At 57.9% G+C, this 18031-nt stretch carries 17 protein-coding genes; 11 read left to right on the forward strand and 6 right to left on the reverse strand.

The features are described from left to right. Positions 1-59: 59 nt before the first annotated feature. A complete protein-coding gene (locus tag AC6I1V_RS01000; RefSeq protein WP_486853799.1) occupies positions 60-257 on the forward strand; it encodes a hypothetical protein in 198 nt (65 codons plus the stop codon). 633 nt (positions 258-890) lie between these two features. Here AC6I1V_RS01000 and trpS read toward each other — a convergent pair. Beyond that, positions 891-1982, reverse strand: coding sequence for a tryptophan--tRNA ligase (trpS, locus tag AC6I1V_RS01005; protein ID WP_486853798.1), 1092 nt, complete (start codon positions 1980-1982; stop codon positions 891-893). 159 nt (positions 1983-2141) lie between these two features. Here trpS and AC6I1V_RS01010 point away from each other — a divergent pair, with 159 nt between their 5' ends. The 4 genes from AC6I1V_RS01010 to AC6I1V_RS01025 all read left to right on the forward strand — a co-directional run bounded on the left by AC6I1V_RS01010 (position 2142) and on the right by AC6I1V_RS01025 (position 5309). Further along, entirely contained in the window at positions 2142-2543 is a 402-nt protein-coding gene (locus tag AC6I1V_RS01010) for a hypothetical protein (protein WP_486853797.1), read from the forward strand. Positions 2544-2586: 43 nt separating this feature from the next. Further along, positions 2587-2955, forward strand: a complete 369-nt coding sequence (locus AC6I1V_RS01015) for a hypothetical protein (protein WP_486853796.1) — start codon at positions 2587-2589, stop codon at positions 2953-2955. A 475-nt stretch (positions 2956-3430) separates the two neighbouring features. After that, on the forward strand, positions 3431-4666 hold the full coding sequence (locus AC6I1V_RS01020; RefSeq protein WP_486853795.1) for an aromatic amino acid transporter: 1236 nt from the start codon (positions 3431-3433) through the stop codon (positions 4664-4666). Positions 4667-4883: 217 nt separating this feature from the next. After that, on the forward strand, positions 4884-5309 hold the full coding sequence (locus AC6I1V_RS01025; RefSeq protein ID WP_302553101.1) for a hypothetical protein: 426 nt from the start codon (positions 4884-4886) through the stop codon (positions 5307-5309). Positions 5310-5454: 145 nt separating this feature from the next. Here the strand turns inward: AC6I1V_RS01025 and AC6I1V_RS01030 are convergent, their stop codons facing one another. The 3 genes from AC6I1V_RS01030 to AC6I1V_RS01040 form a co-directional block, all read right to left on the reverse strand. Further along, entirely contained in the window at positions 5455-6603 is a 1149-nt protein-coding gene (locus tag AC6I1V_RS01030) for an iron-containing alcohol dehydrogenase (protein WP_483971717.1), read from the reverse strand. Between the two features lie 38 nt (positions 6604-6641). Continuing rightward, the gene (gene galE, locus AC6I1V_RS01035) at positions 6642-7646 is read right to left on the reverse strand and encodes a UDP-glucose 4-epimerase GalE (RefSeq protein WP_482330679.1); all 1005 of its coding nucleotides are present in this window, start codon (positions 7644-7646) and stop codon (positions 6642-6644) included. Between the two features lie 69 nt (positions 7647-7715). Beyond that, complete coding sequence (locus AC6I1V_RS01040) at positions 7716-8054, reverse strand: hypothetical protein (RefSeq protein ID WP_486853794.1); 339 nt, start codon at positions 8052-8054, stop codon at positions 7716-7718. 1283 nt (positions 8055-9337) lie between these two features. On the opposite strand from AC6I1V_RS01040, the gene AC6I1V_RS01045 reads away from it, so the two are divergent. The 4 genes from AC6I1V_RS01045 to AC6I1V_RS01060 all read left to right on the forward strand — a co-directional run bounded on the left by AC6I1V_RS01045 (position 9338) and on the right by AC6I1V_RS01060 (position 11500). Continuing rightward, positions 9338-10102, forward strand: coding sequence for an SDR family NAD(P)-dependent oxidoreductase (locus AC6I1V_RS01045; RefSeq protein WP_486853793.1), 765 nt, complete (start codon positions 9338-9340; stop codon positions 10100-10102). 183 nt (positions 10103-10285) lie between these two features. Further along, positions 10286-10666, forward strand: a complete 381-nt coding sequence (locus AC6I1V_RS01050; protein WP_497737106.1) for a hypothetical protein — start codon at positions 10286-10288, stop codon at positions 10664-10666. After that, on the forward strand, positions 10648-10947 hold the full coding sequence (locus tag AC6I1V_RS01055) for an MGMT family protein (RefSeq protein ID WP_302552887.1): 300 nt from the start codon (positions 10648-10650) through the stop codon (positions 10945-10947). Before AC6I1V_RS01050 ends, AC6I1V_RS01055 begins: the two co-directional genes overlap by 19 nt. A gap of 13 nt (positions 10948-10960) precedes the next feature. Continuing rightward, entirely contained in the window at positions 10961-11500 is a 540-nt protein-coding gene (locus tag AC6I1V_RS01060) for a methylated-DNA--[protein]-cysteine S-methyltransferase (RefSeq protein ID WP_302552885.1), read from the forward strand. Positions 11501-11515: 15 nt separating this feature from the next. On the opposite strand, the gene AC6I1V_RS01065 is transcribed toward AC6I1V_RS01060, so the two are convergent. Beyond that, positions 11516-12466, reverse strand: coding sequence for a glucokinase (locus tag AC6I1V_RS01065; protein WP_486853792.1), 951 nt, complete (start codon positions 12464-12466; stop codon positions 11516-11518). 856 nt (positions 12467-13322) lie between these two features. After that, positions 13323-14255 (reverse strand): LysR family transcriptional regulator, encoded by a 933-nt coding sequence (locus AC6I1V_RS01070; RefSeq protein WP_479858889.1) that lies wholly within the window; start codon positions 14253-14255, stop codon positions 13323-13325. Between the two features lie 160 nt (positions 14256-14415). On the opposite strand from AC6I1V_RS01070, the gene AC6I1V_RS01075 reads away from it, so the two are divergent. Together AC6I1V_RS01075 and AC6I1V_RS01080 are read left to right on the forward strand one after the other, a co-directional pair. Then, on the forward strand, positions 14416-16083 hold the full coding sequence (locus AC6I1V_RS01075; protein WP_479858890.1) for an FAD-binding protein: 1668 nt from the start codon (positions 14416-14418) through the stop codon (positions 16081-16083). An 81-nt stretch (positions 16084-16164) separates the two neighbouring features. Continuing rightward, positions 16165-17853 carry an FAD-dependent oxidoreductase gene (locus tag AC6I1V_RS01080; protein WP_302552881.1) on the forward strand — a complete coding sequence of 563 codons (1689 nt, stop codon included), beginning with the start codon at positions 16165-16167 and terminating at the stop codon, positions 17851-17853. Positions 17854-18031: the final 178 nt, after the last annotated feature.

Here is an 18031-nt window from a genome sequence, read left to right on the forward strand (position 1 = left end):
CTCCCGTTCGCGTTTGAAAGGCGACACGCTTTGGATATTCCATAAAAAGGGGGATGCGCGTGGCATTGGGCTTGGTGCTTTTGCTCTGTATCCTTGCCGGGGGAGGGTATGCTTTCATGCCGCAGGCTTCATTCGGCAAGCTGCCTGAAGGTGCCCGTCTTGACGCAATATCGCAGTCGCCCCACTATGAAGGCGGCGCTTTCCACAATACGGAGCTGCTGCCGCTTATGGAGGGGGCGGCATTGTGGGTGCGTTGATGAAATACGTTTTTCCGTCGTTGGCTGCGCCAGCAGATGCCTTCAAAAAACTCAATGAAATCCATTGCGGTAACATGGCATCAATAATGCTTTGACAGAGCCTAAGCGAAAGTCTCTGTCATGGTATGTGGTTGTTTTGTTTTATAACATACTGAAAATACAGACTTTTTATACTGCTTTTCCCTTGCGGAATCCCCAGCTGAGGTATTTTGTTGGTTATTCCTTTGGAACTTCAAGGAAAAAGCATCAACCACTTTCTATGACACAACCAAGCGAAAAGGCCCCGCGCATACCTGCTCAGCCTGAGGGATGTGCGGGGCCTTTCTTGGTGAAGGGATGGCCTGCATTTTTCAGAAGGCTATCATATGGTTGTTTTTTTTCTGTAGTACACTGAAAATATATACTTTTTATCTGATTTTTCCGCTAATGGACTCCATGATTGGGGCGTTTTATGAGTTATTCCTTTGGAACTTCAAATAACCAGCAAAACGCCTTGGCCGTGGATTCCGCCAATGGAAAAACTGGAGAAAAAGGCTGTATTTTTCACCGATCTGTGGGGATGAAACAACCGCATGCTATGGCTGAGCCTTTCAGAAACGCTTCCCTTCCGGCTTCATACGGCTTGAAAGCCCGTCAGCACGAGCGGGCGTATTTCTTCGCCTGTTCGCTGATCAGATCCATATCTTCAAAATAGTTGATCTTCATGGCCCGCCTTACGTCATCCAGCGTCCGGGCGGCGGCTTCGCGGGCCCGTATGCTGCCTTCCTTGAGAATGTCATAGATGGCGGGAATATCCTTTTCAAGTTCCCGGCGGCGGCTGCGGATGGGCTCCAGTTCGTCCTGCAGGACGTTGTTCAGGAACTTTTTGACCTTCATGTCGCCGAGGCCGCCACGGGTATAATGGGCCTTCATTTCTTCGATATTCTGATAATCCGGGAAATGGCGCTCAAAATGTTCGGGGCGGCTGAACGCGTCCAAATAGGTGAATACCGGGTTGCCCTCGACCTGGCCGGGATCTTCCACGCGGAGGTGGTTCGGGTCGGTGAACATGGACATGACCTTCTTTTTGACCTCGTCCGCGTCCTCGCCCAGATAGATGCAGTTGCCGAGCGATTTGCTCATTTTGGCCTTGCCGTCGATGCCGGGCAGGCGCAGGCAGGCCTTATTGTCCGGGAGCAGCATTTCAGGTTCGAACAGCGTGTCCCCGTAAACGGCGTTGAACTTGCGGACGATTTCCTTGGTCTGCTCCAGCATGGGGGCCTGATCTTCGCCAACGGGCACGGCCGTTGCTTTGAAGGCCGTAATGTCGGACGCTTGGCTGATCGGATAGGTGAAGAAGCCGACCGGGATGCTGGCCTCAAAATTGCGCATCTGGATTTCGGATTTCACCGTGGGGTTGCGCTGGAGCCGGGCCACGGTCACGAGGTTCATATAATAGAAAGAGAGTTCGCAGAGTTCCGGGATCTGCGATTGGATGAACATCGTGGATTTTACCGGATCAAGGCCGCAGGCGAGGTAGTCGAGCGCGACTTCGATGATGTTCTGGCGCACCTTTTCGGGATGTTCGGCGTTGTCGGTCAGCGCCTGCGCGTCCGCGATCATGATGAAAATCTTGTCGTATTTGCCGGAGTTCTGGAGCTCCACCCGGCGCTTCAGCGAACCGACGTAGTGGCCGACATGCAATCTTCCGGTGGGCCGATCTCCAGTCAATATAATCTGTTCCATTACAGCTTTCCTTCTCGCCTGTTTCGTTTTTCGGTTGACGCTTGCGGCGTGCGCGGGTGGCGTCGCAGCGCGCCTCTCCATGCCCGGGCCCCGCTTCGTAACGGTTTCTGTTCATACATGATAGGGCGATGAAGTTCAAACGCCCGGAACCGCCCTCGGATGGAGGAAGGACGGGCGGAGGCCTCGCAGCGGCTTCCTCACGCTCTTTTGCGTTGCGCAGACGGGCCTCGCCGCCCCGATTTCGGGATCAAGATCGCCCGTGATCTGCCCGGCCAGCCCACGGATCTGGACGTCATCGGCTGGGGCATCGAAGAGACGGACGCCTGCGGCATCGGCTTTCTCATGAACATGGGCTACGATGAAGTGAGCCCCGGCTATGTGGGCCGCCATACCATCGGCGGCTCCGCCATGATGGGCCTCGACGGGCTGAACGCCGTGGGCCTCAAGGCCGCCAACTACGCCGATGCCAGCGGCAAACCCGTTGCCGCCAAGATTTACCGCGTCGCCAAGGTGCCCCCTCACAGCCCAATATTGAAGGGTACCTGCTCGGTGGCTGTATAATGGCGAATCAGGAGCAGCGGCGCCACGCCCACGGCTGGTCAAGGTGCTGCGCGAGATCCTGCCCAAGAAGCCCGAATTTCCCCGCTTGCTGTTGCTGTGCGGTAACTGTGAAGGCGAATCCCTTGAGAGCCTGCGTACCGGGACCGCCGACATGATGGCCCCGGACGGCATCGGCAGGCGCATCGAGATATACGGGTGGGAACACGTCACGGATACGAAGTTCATCGGTGAACGGCTGCTTGCTCTGTACGGGGAATACACCGCTGAGAAAAGCCTCAGAAGGCAGGGGAGCTCCTTGGAAATCAAAGAAAAATCTTCGACGATCTCGATCGGTGTCAGCAAGCGCCTTGCCTGTGGGATCACGGCGTGCGTCGCCGCCTGTAAAAAGTATGCGCGGGTATCCTCGAATTGAAGGACGGCGTGCCCTCGGTCGGACATCTGACGGCGGGAGAAGTGCTCCGTCTCGGCACGGGATGACTTGCCTACAAATTCGCCTGTACCTTCCACGGCAACAAGGCCATCGTCGTTGATGTCCCTTTTTTCCCGTGTGCGGAAGCCATAACGATACGGGGGAACGCCGGATGGGGCGGCTGTTTTTTATGTGCTTTGGGCGAGGGGTGGCGAATTCCGTACTGTGGGGTAAATGTTTTTTTGCTTGGCAAGTGTTGTGGCGGCGCATGGTTGGAAGCGTCCCGCCAGCTTTGGCGGACGGCGGGCCCATTGTGCATATAGACCTGCCGCCTGTTTTAGAGGATACTCGCTCCCCTCTATCGTTTTTGTAACCGGGATGCCCCACAGGGGAAAGCAGGCCGTGCGGCATGGATCGATACCGCCGGAGAGATTTCACCCCAAAACCTGCCGTGATGCAGGAACAAATGGGAGAAGGCATGGGTTTTCAAGGCAATGTTTTGGGCGGCACGATGATCATCGCCGGGACGGCTATCGGTGCCGGGATGCTGGCGCTGCCGATGATTTCGGCGGGCATGTGGATTTATTGGTCTTTGCTGCTGATGGCCCTGACGTGGCTGTTGATGCTGCGCGCGAGCCAGGCCATTCTGGAAGTGAACCTGCATTACGAGCCGGGCAGCAGCTTCCACACGCTCGTTCAGGATACGCTTGGCCCCGTCTGGAGCACGATCAACGGGCTTGCCGTGGCCTTCGTCCTGTATATTCTGGTGTATGCCTATGTGAGCGGCGGCGGGTCCACCGTGCAGCAGACCATTATGGCGGTGACGGGCAGCGATCCCGGCATGATGAGCTCAAGCCTGTTTTTCTCGCTGATCCTCATGGCCTGCGTTTGGTGGAGCACCCGGTTTGTGGATCGGCTTTCGGTCATCCTGATGGGCGGCATGGTGTTGACCTTCATCCTGTCCATGACCGGTATGCTGTCGCAGATCCGTTTGCCCGTGCTGCTTGATCTGGGTGAAAACGGATCCGGCGGCGGGGCGGCCATCTTCATTTGGTGTGCGCTTTCCACCTACCTTACCTCGTTTTGTTTCCATGCCTCCGTACCCAGCCTTGTCAAGTATTTCGGCAAGAGGCCGACCGATATCAATAAGTGCCTGCGCTACGGCACGCTGATTGCCTTGCTCTGTTATGTCGCGTGGATTGTGGCCGCCGATGGGATCATCTCCCGCGAGCAGTTTAAGTCCGTCATCGCCGCGGGCGGCAATGTCGGGGATCTCATCCGTGCCGCCGGTTCCGGCATCGACAGCAGCTTCATCCTCCGTATGCTGGAGGCGTTTTCCTTCTTCGCGGTGGCGACTTCGTTCCTCGGCGCGGGGCTCGGCCTTTTCGACTATATGGCCGACTTGTGCAAGTTCGATGACTCCGTTATGGGCAGGGCCAAAACGACTCTCGTGACGTTCCTGCCGCCCTTGCTCGGCGGGCTCATCAAGCCGGACGGCTTCCTCGCGGCCATCGGCTGGGCGGGCCTCGCCGCAACCATCTGGTCGGTCATCGTCCCGGCCCTCATGCTGTGGGCCAGCCGCAAGAAGTTCCCGGCGGCGGCCTATAGCGCTCCGGGCGGCTCTTTGACCATTTATGTGCTGCTCATATACGGCTGTATTACCGCCGTGTGCCATATCCTTTTCGTGCTGCAGTACTTGCCCATGTACGAATAAGGCTTCCGCCAGCTTCTTTCGTCCTCCCGGTCGGCTGATCGGGAGGGCTTTTTTATGGGCTGCTTGGGCACGTTGCCAGGCAGGTGCGGCCTGCCTGTTTGATGCACTGGTTCAGAAAAAGCTTGCTTCCCAACGCGAAATGCTCTAAAAATTCGCTGTCAGTAACTATTACTAACTACCGGCTTCCCCTAAGAAGGCGGTGCAAAGAGGAGGAAGCATGAGTGAGGTTTTGCTGTGGGTGCATCCGTTGATGCAGGTATGCGCCGCCGTTCTCGGAGTATGGGCCATGTGGCAGGGGCTGAAACGGGTGGCGATGCTGCTCGGCAAGAAGACGCTTTTCCCGTGGAAGCAGCATGTAAGGCTTGGGACAGTGGCCCTCGTTTTGTGGATTCTCGGGGCGCTCGGTTTTTATGTGACGCTGGATTTGTTCGGCAGCACGCACATTACCGGACTGCACGCCGAACTGGCGTGGCCGATCATCGGGCTGGCCGTCCTTGGGCTGATCACCGGGTACATCATGAACCGCTACAAGAAAAAGCGGAAGATCCTGCCCCTCATCCACGGGGCCATCAATGTCCTTTTGATCATCCTTGTCGCCGTGGAATGCTATACCGGCGTACAGGTGTGGAAAGACTTTTCGTAAGTTGGAAACGGGGGAGAGGCAAAGGCGGCCCGTCCTCCGCACCTTCTTTGCCCTGACGGGCGAGGTGCTCCGGTGAAGACCGGATATACGAGCGGCCCTGAGATCTTCGGATTTCAGGGCCGCCCGTTTGTGTGAAGCTGAGGATTTACAGGCGGCGTTCCAGAATGGCCTTGACGTCGTCGAAAGTCATCGATGCGGGATTGTTGGCGAATACGGCGGGCATACTGTCCAGCGCAGTCCGGGCCAGCCAGTCGAGCTGGCTTTCCTGCACGCCGAGGTCGGACAGGGTGAAGGCGATCCCCAGCGTTTTCAGAAGAGCATCCACCTGTTCGACGGCGCGTAGGGAGGCTTCCTCCTCCGTAAGGCCGGAGGTTTCCGCGCCCAGAAGCCGGGCGAGCTCGGCAAAATCCGCCTGTGCGTGGGGCCGCATGAACCGCATGTATTCCGGATAAATGGCGGCAAGCCCTTCGCCGTGCGCGACGTTGAGCAGGCCGCTGATCGGGTGTTCGATGCCGTGCGGGGCGGTGCAGCCCGCGCTGCCGATGGCGATGCCCGCGAACGTGCTTCCCAGCGCCACCCGTTCCCACGTTTCGAGATCGGAGGGGTTGGCCTGTACCTTGGGCAGGCCTTCATGCAGCCAGAGGATTGCCTGACGCGAATACAGCTTGCTGAACGGGTTGGCGCGGACGGAGAGGAACGATTCGATGGCGTGGGCCAGCGCGTCGAAGCCGGGCCCCGCAATGCCCCGGCTGGAGAGCGTGGTCATGAGCTCCGGATCGACGATGCTTTCCCTGGGGTATAAGGCGGGCAGGGCGAATCCCTTTTTTACATGATCCGTGTCGGTGAACACGGCGGTCCAGTTGCCTTCGCTGCCCGTCCCCGCCGTGGTGGCGATGAGCAGGATGGGCAGGGCCTGCCCGCCCTGTCTGCGCCCGTAGATGTAGTCGAAGATCGGCGCGTCGTTGTAATAGGCAAAGGCGATGCCCTTGCTTGCGTCCATGACGCTGCCGCCGCCGATCCCGATGACCATGTCGCACCCGTTGACGCGGGCCGCCTGAGCGCCCTCGGCCGCCATCGAGCCCAGCGGGTTGGGACGGATGCCGCTGTAGTGCGCCCAGCCGAGCCCGGCGGCTTCCAGCGAAGCGCCCGCTTCTTCGGCGAGCGACCGGGAGTGTGCGCTGCCGGTGGTGACGATAAGCGCCTTTTTCCCGTATTTCGCGGCCAGCGCCCCGATCCGGCGGCGCATGCCGGGGCCGGAATGGATACTGACGGGATTGTGGAAATGGCACTGCATGGGAATCCCCTCCTTACGTCGGCTCGATCGCATCCGGTTTAGTTCTTCGCGCCCTTCAACTGCCACAGCCAACTGTCGCGTACCATGTCGTCGAGGTTTTTCACGGCTTTCCAGCCCAGTTCCTCAAACGCCTTGGACGGATCGGCATAGCAGCTCGCCACGTCGCCGGGGCGTCTGGCAACGATGCGGTAGGGTACGCTCACACCGTTGACGGCCTCAAAGCGGCGAACCATCTCAAGGACGCTGGTTCCGTTGCCCGTGCCGAGGTTGTGGATGATGCAGCCGGGCTTCGTTTCCAGCTTTTTCAGCGCGGCGATGTGCCCGGAGATGAGATCGGTCACATGGATGTAGTCGCGCACGCCCGTGCCGTCGGGCGTGTCGTAGTCGTCGCCGAACACCTGCAATTCCTTGCGGATGCCCGCCGCCGTCTGGCAGACGAACGGCATAAGATTGTTGGGGATGCCGTTGGGGTTTTCGCCGATGAGCCCGGACTCATGCGCGCCGACCGGGTTGAAGTAGCGCAGGATGGAGACGTTGAATTCGGGATGCGCCAGTGCCACATCGCGGATCGTCTCTTCGATGTACAGCTTGGTGCGGCCGTAGGGATTGACCGCACTGAGGGGATGGTCTTCGGTGAGGGGGAGGAAGTGGGGCACGCCGTACACCGTGGCGGACGAGCTGAAAACGAGGGCGCTGCCGTGCTTGAGGCACATTTCAAGGATAGTCAGCGCGGAGTCGTAGTTGTTGCGGTAGTACATGAGCGGGTGCGCCACGGATTCGCCTACGGCCTTATGCCCTGCGAAGTGGATGACCGCGTCGATCCGGTGTTCGGCGAACAAGGCGCGCATGGCGGCGACGTCGCCCGCGTCGGCCTTGATGAACGGGATTTCTTTGCCGCAGATTTCCTTTACGGCGAGGAGGACGGACGGATTGCTGTTGTGGAGGTTGTCCACGCACAGGGGCTCGTAGCCCTGCTTGACGAGTTCCACAAGCATGTGCGTGCCGAGATAGCCGGTTCCTCCGGTGACGAGAATCTTACCCATATTGTTTTTCTCCTGACGCCCGGTCTATCCGGGCTGAATCTTTTGGCTCTGTCATAGTGTGTGGTTGTTTCATCTCCACAGCACGGTGAAAAGACAGCCTTTTTCTCCAGTTTTCCCTTTGGCTGAATCCATAGTTGAGGCGTTTTTCTGGTTATTCCCTTGGAATTTCAAAGAAAAAAGCATCAACCATTTTCTGGGACACAGCCAATCTTTTTTGCTGCTTAATCCAGCCGGGCGATCCGCGCAAGGGCCGGCGATGAGGTTCCGTCGGCGATTGGGTGACGTTTGTACGGCAATATATCGGAAAAGCTGTTTTGCCATAGGAAGATAAGGAGGCCCTAGCCTTGGTGGGATTGCCCATTTTGCCAATCCGTTTTCTATTGGAAAAGCTCCATCCAGATAGTGCATGGCTGTGCCGTAGGAAATGGCAGATGCTTTTGGGGCTCTGCCATAGAGCGTGGTTGTTTTATTTTCTCAATATAATAAAAAATATAGACTTTTTATCAGATTTTTTTCGCTGATGGACTCCATGATTGGGGCATTTTATGAGTTATTTCTTTGGAGTTTTAGGAAATAAAGCATCAACTGTTTCCTATGACGTAGTTTTTTTGAAGTCCCAAAGGAATAAAACCAACAACATGCTTCTGTTATGAAGCCGTCAACGGAAAAATGGATAAAATTCTCTCCTTTCACGGTGCTGTGGGGGATGGAACGAGTATATCTTATGACAGAGCCTAGGCCGTGTCGTTATTTTACATATAACTATTTAACTTATTGAAAATAATTTTTATGACTTAAAATAGTTAAATATTTTCAATATATTACATTAAATTGACGACATGGCCTAATCTGTAAACCTATTCTAAAATTTTAGGCTCTGTTATAGTTTGTGGTTGTTTCATCTCCACAGTACGGTGAAAATACAGCTTTTTTCTCCTGTTTTCCCCTTAGCGGGATCCACGGCTAAGGCATTTTTCCGGTTATCCCTTTGGAACTTCAAGGAAAAAACATCAACCATTTTCTATAACACAGCCAAATTTCAAGCCCAAGTGCGATACAGCGTGCTTGAACCGCAGCGGCAAAGGAGCCGGGGGCCTTTGCGCACCTTGCCGCAAAGCCCTATCCCTTGAGATGATCGGGTGTTCCCACTGGCCTTTTTATCCTGGACAGTGGGGCCTTCAAAAGCGGTCAAGCTGCATCAATCCCGTGCCGCCGTTGCGGATTTTCCATAAGGAATTCTTCCGCATGATGTCATAATAAATAAGGCTGTGTCTTAGGTTGTGTCGTGAATCAGATTTAATCTATTGAAATGAGTTAACTATTTTTAAGTTGTAAAAGATTGTTTTTAATTAATTTCAAATACTTACATATAAGACGACACGACCTAGAAAATGGCGGATGCTTTTTCCCTTGAAGTTCCAAAGGAATAACCGGCAAAATGCCTTAGCTAAGGATTCAGCCAAGGGGAAAACTGGAGAAAAAGGCTGTATTTTCACCGTGCTGTGGAGATGAAACAACCACATGCTATAACAGAGCCTAGCATAAATGACATAAATACTGCTCGGCAGGGCTGGAGAGTCCTGCGGGAGGGGCTTGAGGATTTTCGTGCTGGAGCCGCGCTTGTCAGGGATGCCCGAAGGCGTATAAGGAAAGAAATTTTCCGAATACAGCAAAACACAGTGAGAAGGACTATGAAACTGCAAGGAAAAACAGCCATCATCACTGGAGCGGCCAAAGGCATCGGCGCTGCGGCTGCCCGCCGTTTCGCCGCCGAAGGCGCTCAGATCGTCTTGGCCGACAAGGATGAAGCCAACGGGCATGAGACTGCAAAGGCCATCGTCAAAGAGGGAGGGGAAGCCGTATTCTGTCTGTGCGACGTGGGGAACGAGGCCGATGTGCAGGCGGTGTTGGACACGGCGGCCCGTACATACGGGAAGCTGGACATCGTGGTGAACAATGCCGGATGGCAGCTCAACAAGACGCTTTTGGAAACGACGGCTGAAGAATTCAACGCCGTACTGAATACGAACCTGACCAGTATGTTCCTGTTCACAAAAGGGGCGGCGAACGTCTTCATTGCCCAGAAGACGGGCGGGGCCATCGTCAACGTCTGTTCGACCTTCGCCGTGGTGGGCTCTCCGGGATACGCCGCGTACCATGCCTCCAAGGGCGGGGTGGCCTCGTTCACACGGGCGGCGGCGATTTCCCTGATGCCGCACAATATCCGCGTCAATGCCGTCGGCCCCGGAACTACGGAAACCCCCGGACTGCACGACGGCGCAAAGGATACCGGCGACGAGGCCAAAGGTATGGCGGGCTTCCTCGCCCTGCAGCCGCTCAAGCGTTTCGGCAAGCCGGAGGAAATCGCCTCGGTGATCGCCTTCCTTGCCAGTGATGAAGCCAGCTTCGTCACGGGAGCATTGTGGATGGCTGACGGCGGCTATACCATCGTTTAGAGGCGTTTCTTTTTCATCTTTTCCGCTTATACGGAGCAAACGATACGGCATCTTCCCGGTGTCTGTTTGCCCCAACCCCTATCCCGTTTGTATGTGGGGCAAACGGGATAGAGTGAGGGGCTGGGGAAAGGCGTCGAAGGGCCAGTAGCCATAATAGCGGATCAGAAATCGGCGGGTGGATTTATGCCTGCTGTCCGTTACATGAAATGGGGACGGCAGGGTATCCTGACAATGATCCGCCGCATTGCCCACGAGAGCCACCCGGATCCGGAAAGCCCGCTGAAAGGTGTTTTTACCTGCCGTACCGCACATGAGCTGCACTTGCTCGAAGTGCCGTTTTCCCGCGCATCCTGCGCGATATGGCCTACGCGATCATTTGGGAAAACGGCATCCCCACAACCACGCCCCTCGTCGTGCGATTATGGCCTGCGCGATTATCCGGTCGGCGTGGACAACAAACGCAGGCTGGTGGAGATTGGAGGGGCTAAGGAAAAACGGTCTTTCCCGTCAAGGGTGCGGTGCTGGAATATGCCGTGGGGTGCCGTATGGTACACAAGGATTTGATATACGAAATACTTTCTGTTGTTGAGGAAATACCGGAAGGATGCGTTGCCACGTATGGCCAGATTGCGCGGCTGATCGGCAGGGACAAAAATTCCAGGCTGGTGGGAAAGGTTCTAAGCATGGCGGAATACTATGGTGACTATCCGTGTCACAGGGTCGTCAACCATGCGGGGCGCCTTGTGCCCGGATGGCTGGAACAGCGCCTTTTGCTGGAAGCGGAACAGGTCGTCATGAAGGACGACAGCCATGTGGATTTGAAAAAATGCCAGTGGGATTACTGAAAAGGAGAGGGCGGTGAACCGCATAACGTACCACACAACGCCTTTGGGGCGGGTCATGCTTGCGGCGAAAGGCGATGCCCTTACCGGGCTCTGGATGGAAGGCCAGAAGTATTTCGCGGCTACCCTGAAGGGGGAAGTCCGGGAACAGGACGATTTCCCGGTGTTCATTCAGGCCAAGGGGTGGCTCGATCGGTATTTTGCCGGCGAGAAACCCCGCATAGGAGAATTGAGGCTTGAGCCGGCAGGAAGCGGATTCAGGAAGGCGGTATGGGAAGCCCTTTGCCGGATTCCTTATGGTGAAGTCGTAACCTATGGGGAACTGGCCCAAAAAATGGCCGTGCTCCACAATAGGGAACGGATGTCCGCGCAAGCGGTAGGCGGCGCAGTAGGGCACAATGCTATTTCCATCATCATACCTTGCCACCGTGTCGTCGGAGCCAACGGAAGTTTGACAGGCTATGCCGGTGGGATCGATAAAAAAATAAAACTGCTGACCCATGAGGGGGCATATTCAAAAAGCTTTTTTGTGCCGAAAAAGAGTACCGCCCCATAACCCGCTGGCTTCGCGCTATGCTGTCATCCGCATCCCGAACCATGCCGATCCCCACAGCCCGCTGTTCATGTCGGTGAAACGGCGTACGGGGATGCGTTCGAGCAGCCTCCGGTGCGGGCCTTCATAAAAGCCTTCCCGGAAAGCGGCGCACTCGGTCACGAGGGGATTGCGGAGGGCTATGCCGCCGGTTATGAACAGCCCGCCCGTGCAAAGTGTGGACAACGCCCAGTTCCGGCAGGCCCGTGCGTAGAAACGGGCATACCAGTGCAATGTTCCTGTTTCGCTTCCGAGCGCTTCGGCGGCGATTTCGTGAGCCTCCCGGCGTTCTCCGGTGAGAAACAGGTGGAGCAGGCGAAGCCCGCGCCCAGACAGCACATCATCGCCGCTCAAACAGGCGAGCCCGGACTCCTGCGCCGCGAAATCCCGAAACGCCGCCTCCTCTTTGCCGATGAAAGGAAATATGACATGCCCTCCCTCGGCTGGAAGGGGGAGCCATGAGCCGTGGCTGTCCCGGACAAGCGAGGCTGTGCCCAGCCCCGTGCCTGCGCCGATGATGCCGATGGGCCCGCCGGGACGTGGGCAGGGAACGCCGAGCACGCAATGGGCGCTCGAACCGGCTTCGGTCAGGCACGCGCAGGCTTCCGCCGTGAAATCGTTGATTATCCGGCAAGAACGGATGCCGTACCGTTCCTCGGCGTCGGTCAGATCCACTTCCAGAGGCGCGTTCGTCAGCCGGGCTTTCAGCGGATCGGCGACGGGGCCGGCCATGCCGACGACGAACGCGTCGGCGGTGCGGGGATGCCGATCCAGGGCCGTCCCGCAGGCGCTGATGAGGGCTCCCGTGTCCGGGAGTTCCGCCGTTTTGCGCTTGCCCATGCGGTGCAGGGAGAGGTTTCCCTTGTCCAGGGTGAACCCGGCGAAACGGCAATTGGTGCCGCCGAGATCGACGGCTATAATGTACGGCATAGGGCCTCCTCTTTGGGGGCGTGGCAACCCCGAAGCATAAAGGGAAGTATGCCAGTTGATGCGGGCCGGAGACAAGCGGGGAGAAGGCGCTTCCTTGATGGGGGAGGGGCATCTCAAACAGGCGGGCACCCTGTAACGATGCGGAATACCCACAAAAGAGGGCCTACGGCAGGCTGGAATCTTCCGCAGCGGGAACCCACCGGGGTGCTTCGGATTCCTTTAGGGGCGTTCGCCGCCATGCAGATTTGATGGGCATGGGGTCTGTGGCTGGTTTCGTTGGCGGTCGCCGTCATACGGTTCCGAGGCTTCACGGCATGTGTTGCCGTCGGTTGGGCAGGGACGCATAGGCTTGTTCCGCGTTGCAGTTGCAGCGGGCCAGCGGGGCTGAAAAGACGGAAGGGGTGAGGCATTCACCTTTTCGATGATTTTCTAGATCGTGTCGTCAATTAAATATAATCTGTTGAAATTATATAATTATTTTTCAAGTCATAAAAAGATCGTTTTTAATAATTTCAAATAGTTATATAAAATGACGACACGGCCTAGGCTGTGTCGTCATTTTAGGGATGCAAAAAGGTTCTGTTGAGTATGTGGTTGTTTCATCTCCACAATGCGGTGAAAATACGGCCTTTTTCTCCGGTTTTCCCCTTGGCGGAATCCACGGCTAAGGCATGTTATCGGTTAATCCTTTGGAACTTCAAGGAAAAAAGCATCAACCATTTTCTATACACAGCCTATAAAAACCGCTGGGCGGGGAATGGGCTGTGCGGGCGGGCTGGGGGACAACGGGATATTCCGCCTTTTCCTCAGAAGAGATCGCCTGCTCTCCAATCCCCTCCTTCCAACAGCCGCACGCTCAGGGCAGATTCTTTTTCCTCAACTCTTCACGGATACTCTCAATAAGCCCTTTGGCCTGCGGGCTCAGGTGTTTGCGTTTGCGGACAAGGATGCCGTAACGGACTGTGGGGAGGAAGCCGTCCAGCGGGTAGCTGACGAGAGGCCGCCAGTCCGTCCCGTAGGAGCTGGCCTTGAGGCACATTTCGTCCATGATCGCCGCCCCTACGCCGTGGAGGACGTAACGCAGCATCAGGTGGTAGTTGTTGACGCTGAGTACGGTGTTTTTGACGAAAAGGGTTGCGTCCATATTCTCAAAGTAGGGATCGCCGCTGTCGTCCATTCGTTCCGAGAGGAACGAAACGAAGGGCAGGCGTTCCAAATCGCTGAGCTTCGGCTTCTTGGGAAGGTGATAGGCGTTGTCCCGGTGGACGATGAGCAGGGGGCGCGCTTGAAAAAGTTCTTCCAGTTCGCTGTGATCGGGAAGAACCGTAACTCCGGTGAGGCCAAAATCCACCTTGGAGCTTTCCACATCGTCGACCACTTCGTAGGTCAGGGCGCGCCTGATGCGGATGTTGACGTCGGGGTGCCGTTCCCGAAACCCGGAGACAATGCCGACAACTTGTGCTGCAAAGGGCAAGTTGCTGGAAAATGTAACAGTCCCTTGCAGCTTTCCGTTCAGCGTCCCAACCTCAGAGCGCAGCCCGCGCAATGTTTCAAACGTGTAAACAGTCCATTCAAAAAGTTTTTTGCCCTCTGGAGTGATCCGGAGGCTTTTTTTATAGCGATCAAAGAGGACGGTGTTGAGTTCCTCTTCCAAGGACCGGAGCTGATAGCTGATGGTCGAAGGGTTCCTGTTCATCATCTGGGCGGCCCGGCGGATGCTCCCTGTCTGGGCAACGTAGTAAAAACCACGTAGCCATTGGAGAAAATCACCGTTCAGCTCTTCAATCATGGCGGCCTCACTGTATGATTTTTTCAAATGATAAATGTTTTTTTTCGATTTGACAATACAAGTGTTTTTGATGATGTTTTTTTCACAAGAGGGGGCGTGGGATGCCGCCGATCCTCGGCGCGGCCCGCCCCCGCAGCGAACCTCACAACAGGAAGGAACCATGAATACCTCAACTCATCCTCTCGGTACGCTCATCGAAACGGACGTGCTCGTCATCGGCTCCGGCGCGTCCGGCTGCGGCGCGGCTCTCGGCGCGCGCGAGCAGGGGTTGCGCGTCCTCCTCATGGACAAGGGCAAGTTGGAAAGCTCCGGCTGCATCGGCGGCGGGAATGACCACTATATGGCGATCCTCGATGAGGAAGGCGTCGCGCACGATGCCGCCGAGGATTTGATCAAGTTTTACGCCAAGCCTTTGAACGGCTGGACCCCCGCCATGCTGCGCAACGGCTGGTACGCCCACATGAGGCCCATGCTTGAAAAGCTGGAGGCGGCGGGCGTCAAATTCGGCAGGACGCCGGACGGCCGCTACCTCCGCACGCAGGGCTTTGGGCAGCCGGGGACGTGGTGGGTGCACATCGCCAACGGCATGACCATCAAGCGCGTGATGGCGCGGATCGTCCGGGAGAGCGGGGCGGATGTGCTCGACCGCGTGATGGCGGTCAAGATCCTCACGGACGGCGGCAAGGCCTGCGGCGCGCTCGGCTGGAACGTGAGCACCGGCGAATTCTACATTATCCGCGCGAAGACGGTCGTTTCGGCGCAGGGCCGTTCCGCCACGCGCGGCACCGACAACTCCACGCACAACCCGTACAACGTGTGGATGTATCCCTACAACACCAGCGCGGGCGTGGTGCTCGGCTACGACGCCGGGGCCGCCGTGACGGAGCTGGATACCTACCAGCGTGCGACCATGCTGCCCAAGGGCTACGGCTGTCCGGGCATGAACGGGATCAACAGTTCCGGCGCCCACGAGATCAACGCCCTCGGCGAGAGGTTCATGGGCAAGTACGATCCCATGTGGGAAAACGGCGTACGCAACAACCAGATTCAGGGCACTTTCCAAGAGCAGCTCGAAGGGTCCGGCCCGCCTTTCTATATGGATATGCGGCATGTGGACGAAGCCGTGGTTCGCGAGCTGCAGGACATCCTGATGCCCGGCGACAAGGCCACGTTCGGCGACTGGGCGGAATGCACCGGCACCGACTTCCAGCACAAGCTCCTCGAAGTGGAAATCGGCGAGCTGATCTTCGGCGGCACCATCGCGGTGAACGACCAGTTTGAAACCTCCGTGCCCGGCCTGTTCTGCGGCAGCATCTTCCTCTACTGTTCCGGCGCGATGTGCGGCGGGTTCGAGGCGGGCAGGCAGGCTGCCTTGAAGGCGTCCGGCATGTCCGCGGCTGGCAAGGTGGATGAGGCTCTGGCCGCCCGCGTGCGTGAGGCAATCTTTGCGCCGATGGGGAACGACGAGACGCTTTCCTATAAGGAGCTGGAAGAGGCCGCCCGCAACGTCATGAATTATTACATGGGATTCCGCCGCTCCATGACCGGCATGGCCCGCGCGCTGGAGAAGATCCGCTTCCTGTCCGATCAGGCTTCCCGCCTGCACGCCGATACGCTGCGCGATCTCATGCGCTGCCACGAGGCGAAGGATGTGCTCACCGTATGCGAGCTGGCTATTCAGGCCACTATGGAGCGCAAGGAGTCTGGGCGCTGCGTCTACCGCCTGACCGACTACCCCGATCTCAACCCCGATATGGCGAAGCCGCTCCTGCTGACGCGCGGCGAGAATGGCCCGGTCTATCAGTGGGGCAAGGCCCCGCTTCTGTAAGGTTCATGGCGCGTTTCCTCCCGGAGGGGAGGCCGATGCGCGGATGTCGTCGAATGCGCCCTGAGCGCCAAGGAGTTTTCTATGCCCCCGAGATATAGCCGAGAAATCGAACAGCCCATCGTCATGGGCGACAGCCTTAAGGATCAGTTCCGCACCTCGCCGTGCGAGGCGTCCTGTCCTGCGGGAAACCCGATCCAGAAGATGCAGTCCCTTGTGGAAAAGGGACGCTTTGGTGAAGCGCTGCGCTACCTGCGCGCCAAAAACCCGTTCCCCGGCGTGACCGGGCGGGTGTGCCCCCACTTCTGTCAGGCGAAGTGCAACCGGGATCGTCTGGAAGGCTGCGTGAATACGCGGGCGCTGGAACGCGCCGTCTACGATCACGCGCCCAAGGGCATCGAACCTTTCACCCGTGCGCCGGAAACGGGCAAGCGCGTCGCCGTGGTGGGCGGCGGGCCCGCCGGGATGACGGCGGCCTATTTCCTGTCCCTGCTTGGGCATGAGGTGACCGTGTACGAATCCGGCCCCGTGCTTGGGGGGATTCCCCGTTACGCCGTCCCGGATTTCCGCCTGCCCCGCGACGTGGTGGATCGTGAGATCGGCTGGATACTGGAAACGGGCGTCCGCGCCTGTGTCAACGTCACCGTGGGCAAGGACATTTCTTTCGCGGAACTGCGTGCTTCCTCGGATGCCGTTGTCGTCGCCACCGGCACGCCCAAAGAGAACGCCTTGCCCATACCCAACGCGGAATGCGGCCTCAAGGCGGTGGAATTTCTGCGCAAGGCCGCGCTCGGCCAGCGTCCCGACGTGGGCAGGACGGTCGTGATCATGGGCGGCGGCGGGGTGGCCTTCGACTGTGCGTTCACGGCCCGGCGCCTCGGCGCGGCCGATGTGCATGTGCTGTGCCTTGAGGCGGAAGGCGCCATGCGCGCCCCGGAAGAGGATCTGGAACAGGCCCGCCGCGAAGGTGTCCATATCCATAATAGCTGTACGATGTCCGGCGTCCGCATGGACGGCGACCGCGTCTCCGGCGTGGACTATTTCGACGTGCAGGAATGCCGTTTCGATGAACAGGGACGCTTGTCGCTTATCCCGGTTCCCGGCGGGGAACATTCCCTTGCCTGCGACACCGTGATTTTCGCCGTGGGCATGAAGACGGATCTCAGCTTCTTCGGGGATGAAGTGCCTGAGTGCACCCCGCGCCAGTGGATCGTTGCGGACGCCGCCCAGAAGACGTCGCTTGAGGGCGTATTTGCCGCGGGCGACGTGGCTTCGGGGCCGTCGTCCATTGCCGGGGCCGTCGGAGCGGGGCGCAGGGCCGCTTTCGGCGTCCATGCCTACCTGACCGGGGAAAATTCCAGAGTCTACGTCATCAATGAAGAAGGCCGGATCGAAGCGCGTGACCGTCTCGCCGGGGCCCAGCCCCCTTATGTGGTGCCCTTTGAGGAAATCTACGGGGTGGCGCAGTACGGGCGGGCCGAGCCGCAGCGTCAGGGCATCCGGGAAGGGCTGTCCTTCCGGGAGATCAACGAAGGCTACACGCCGGAACAGGCGCAGGCCGAAGCCGCGCGCTGTATGCACTGCGGGCACTGCAAGGGGTGCGGGACCTGCGTGGACGATTGCCCCGGCTATGTGCTTGAGCTGAAGCATCTTGAGGATCGGGATCGCCCGGAAGTGGCCTTTGGCGACGAATGCTGGCATTGCGCCAACTGCCGTACCAGTTGCCCCTGCGGGGCCATCGGCTTTTCGTTCCCGTTGCGGATGCAGGTGTGAGGGCACGGGGCTTTCCTTGTGGGGAAGCCCCTGCCCTACGGGAAATGTTGAGGCGTGCCGGGGAATCGTGGCGAGCGGGGATGATGCCCCTCCCCATGAGGAACCCGGTATGCCGAGAGGTTCCCCGCCTCCGTTTCTTCAGAATCGAATGTAACCGAATCGAAAGAAGGATGACGCC

The organism is Bilophila sp. T19-St14, assembly GCF_059728385.1.

What these genes read in the sequence shown, in the direction of transcription:
- AC6I1V_RS01055 (WP_302552887.1), top strand. Translation starts at nt 10,648, where the DNA reads ATGGTACACAAGGATTTGATATACGAAATACTTTCTGTTGTTGAGGAA.
- AC6I1V_RS01080 (WP_302552881.1), top strand. Translation starts at nt 16,165, where the DNA reads ATGCCCCCGAGATATAGCCGAGAAATCGAACAGCCCATCGTCATGGGC.
- galE (WP_482330679.1), bottom strand. Translation starts at nt 7,646, where the DNA reads ATGGGTAAGATTCTCGTCACCGGAGGAACCGGCTATCTCGGCACGCAC.
- AC6I1V_RS01065 (WP_486853792.1), bottom strand. Translation starts at nt 12,466, where the DNA reads ATGCCGTACATTATAGCCGTCGATCTCGGCGGCACCAATTGCCGTTTC.
- AC6I1V_RS01045 (WP_486853793.1), top strand. Translation starts at nt 9,338, where the DNA reads ATGAAACTGCAAGGAAAAACAGCCATCATCACTGGAGCGGCCAAAGGC.
- AC6I1V_RS01025 (WP_302553101.1), top strand. Translation starts at nt 4,884, where the DNA reads ATGAGTGAGGTTTTGCTGTGGGTGCATCCGTTGATGCAGGTATGCGCC.
- AC6I1V_RS01040 (WP_486853794.1), bottom strand. Translation starts at nt 8,054, where the DNA reads ATGCACTATCTGGATGGAGCTTTTCCAATAGAAAACGGATTGGCAAAA.
- AC6I1V_RS01010 (WP_486853797.1), top strand. Translation starts at nt 2,142, where the DNA reads ATGGAGGAAGGACGGGCGGAGGCCTCGCAGCGGCTTCCTCACGCTCTT.
- trpS (WP_486853798.1), bottom strand. Translation starts at nt 1,982, where the DNA reads ATGGAACAGATTATATTGACTGGAGATCGGCCCACCGGAAGATTGCAT.
- AC6I1V_RS01020 (WP_486853795.1), top strand. Translation starts at nt 3,431, where the DNA reads ATGGGTTTTCAAGGCAATGTTTTGGGCGGCACGATGATCATCGCCGGG.
- AC6I1V_RS01070 (WP_479858889.1), bottom strand. Translation starts at nt 14,255, where the DNA reads ATGATTGAAGAGCTGAACGGTGATTTTCTCCAATGGCTACGTGGTTTT.
- AC6I1V_RS01030 (WP_483971717.1), bottom strand. Translation starts at nt 6,603, where the DNA reads ATGCAGTGCCATTTCCACAATCCCGTCAGTATCCATTCCGGCCCCGGC.
- AC6I1V_RS01050 (WP_497737106.1), top strand. Translation starts at nt 10,286, where the DNA reads ATGCCTGCTGTCCGTTACATGAAATGGGGACGGCAGGGTATCCTGACA.
- AC6I1V_RS01075 (WP_479858890.1), top strand. Translation starts at nt 14,416, where the DNA reads ATGAATACCTCAACTCATCCTCTCGGTACGCTCATCGAAACGGACGTG.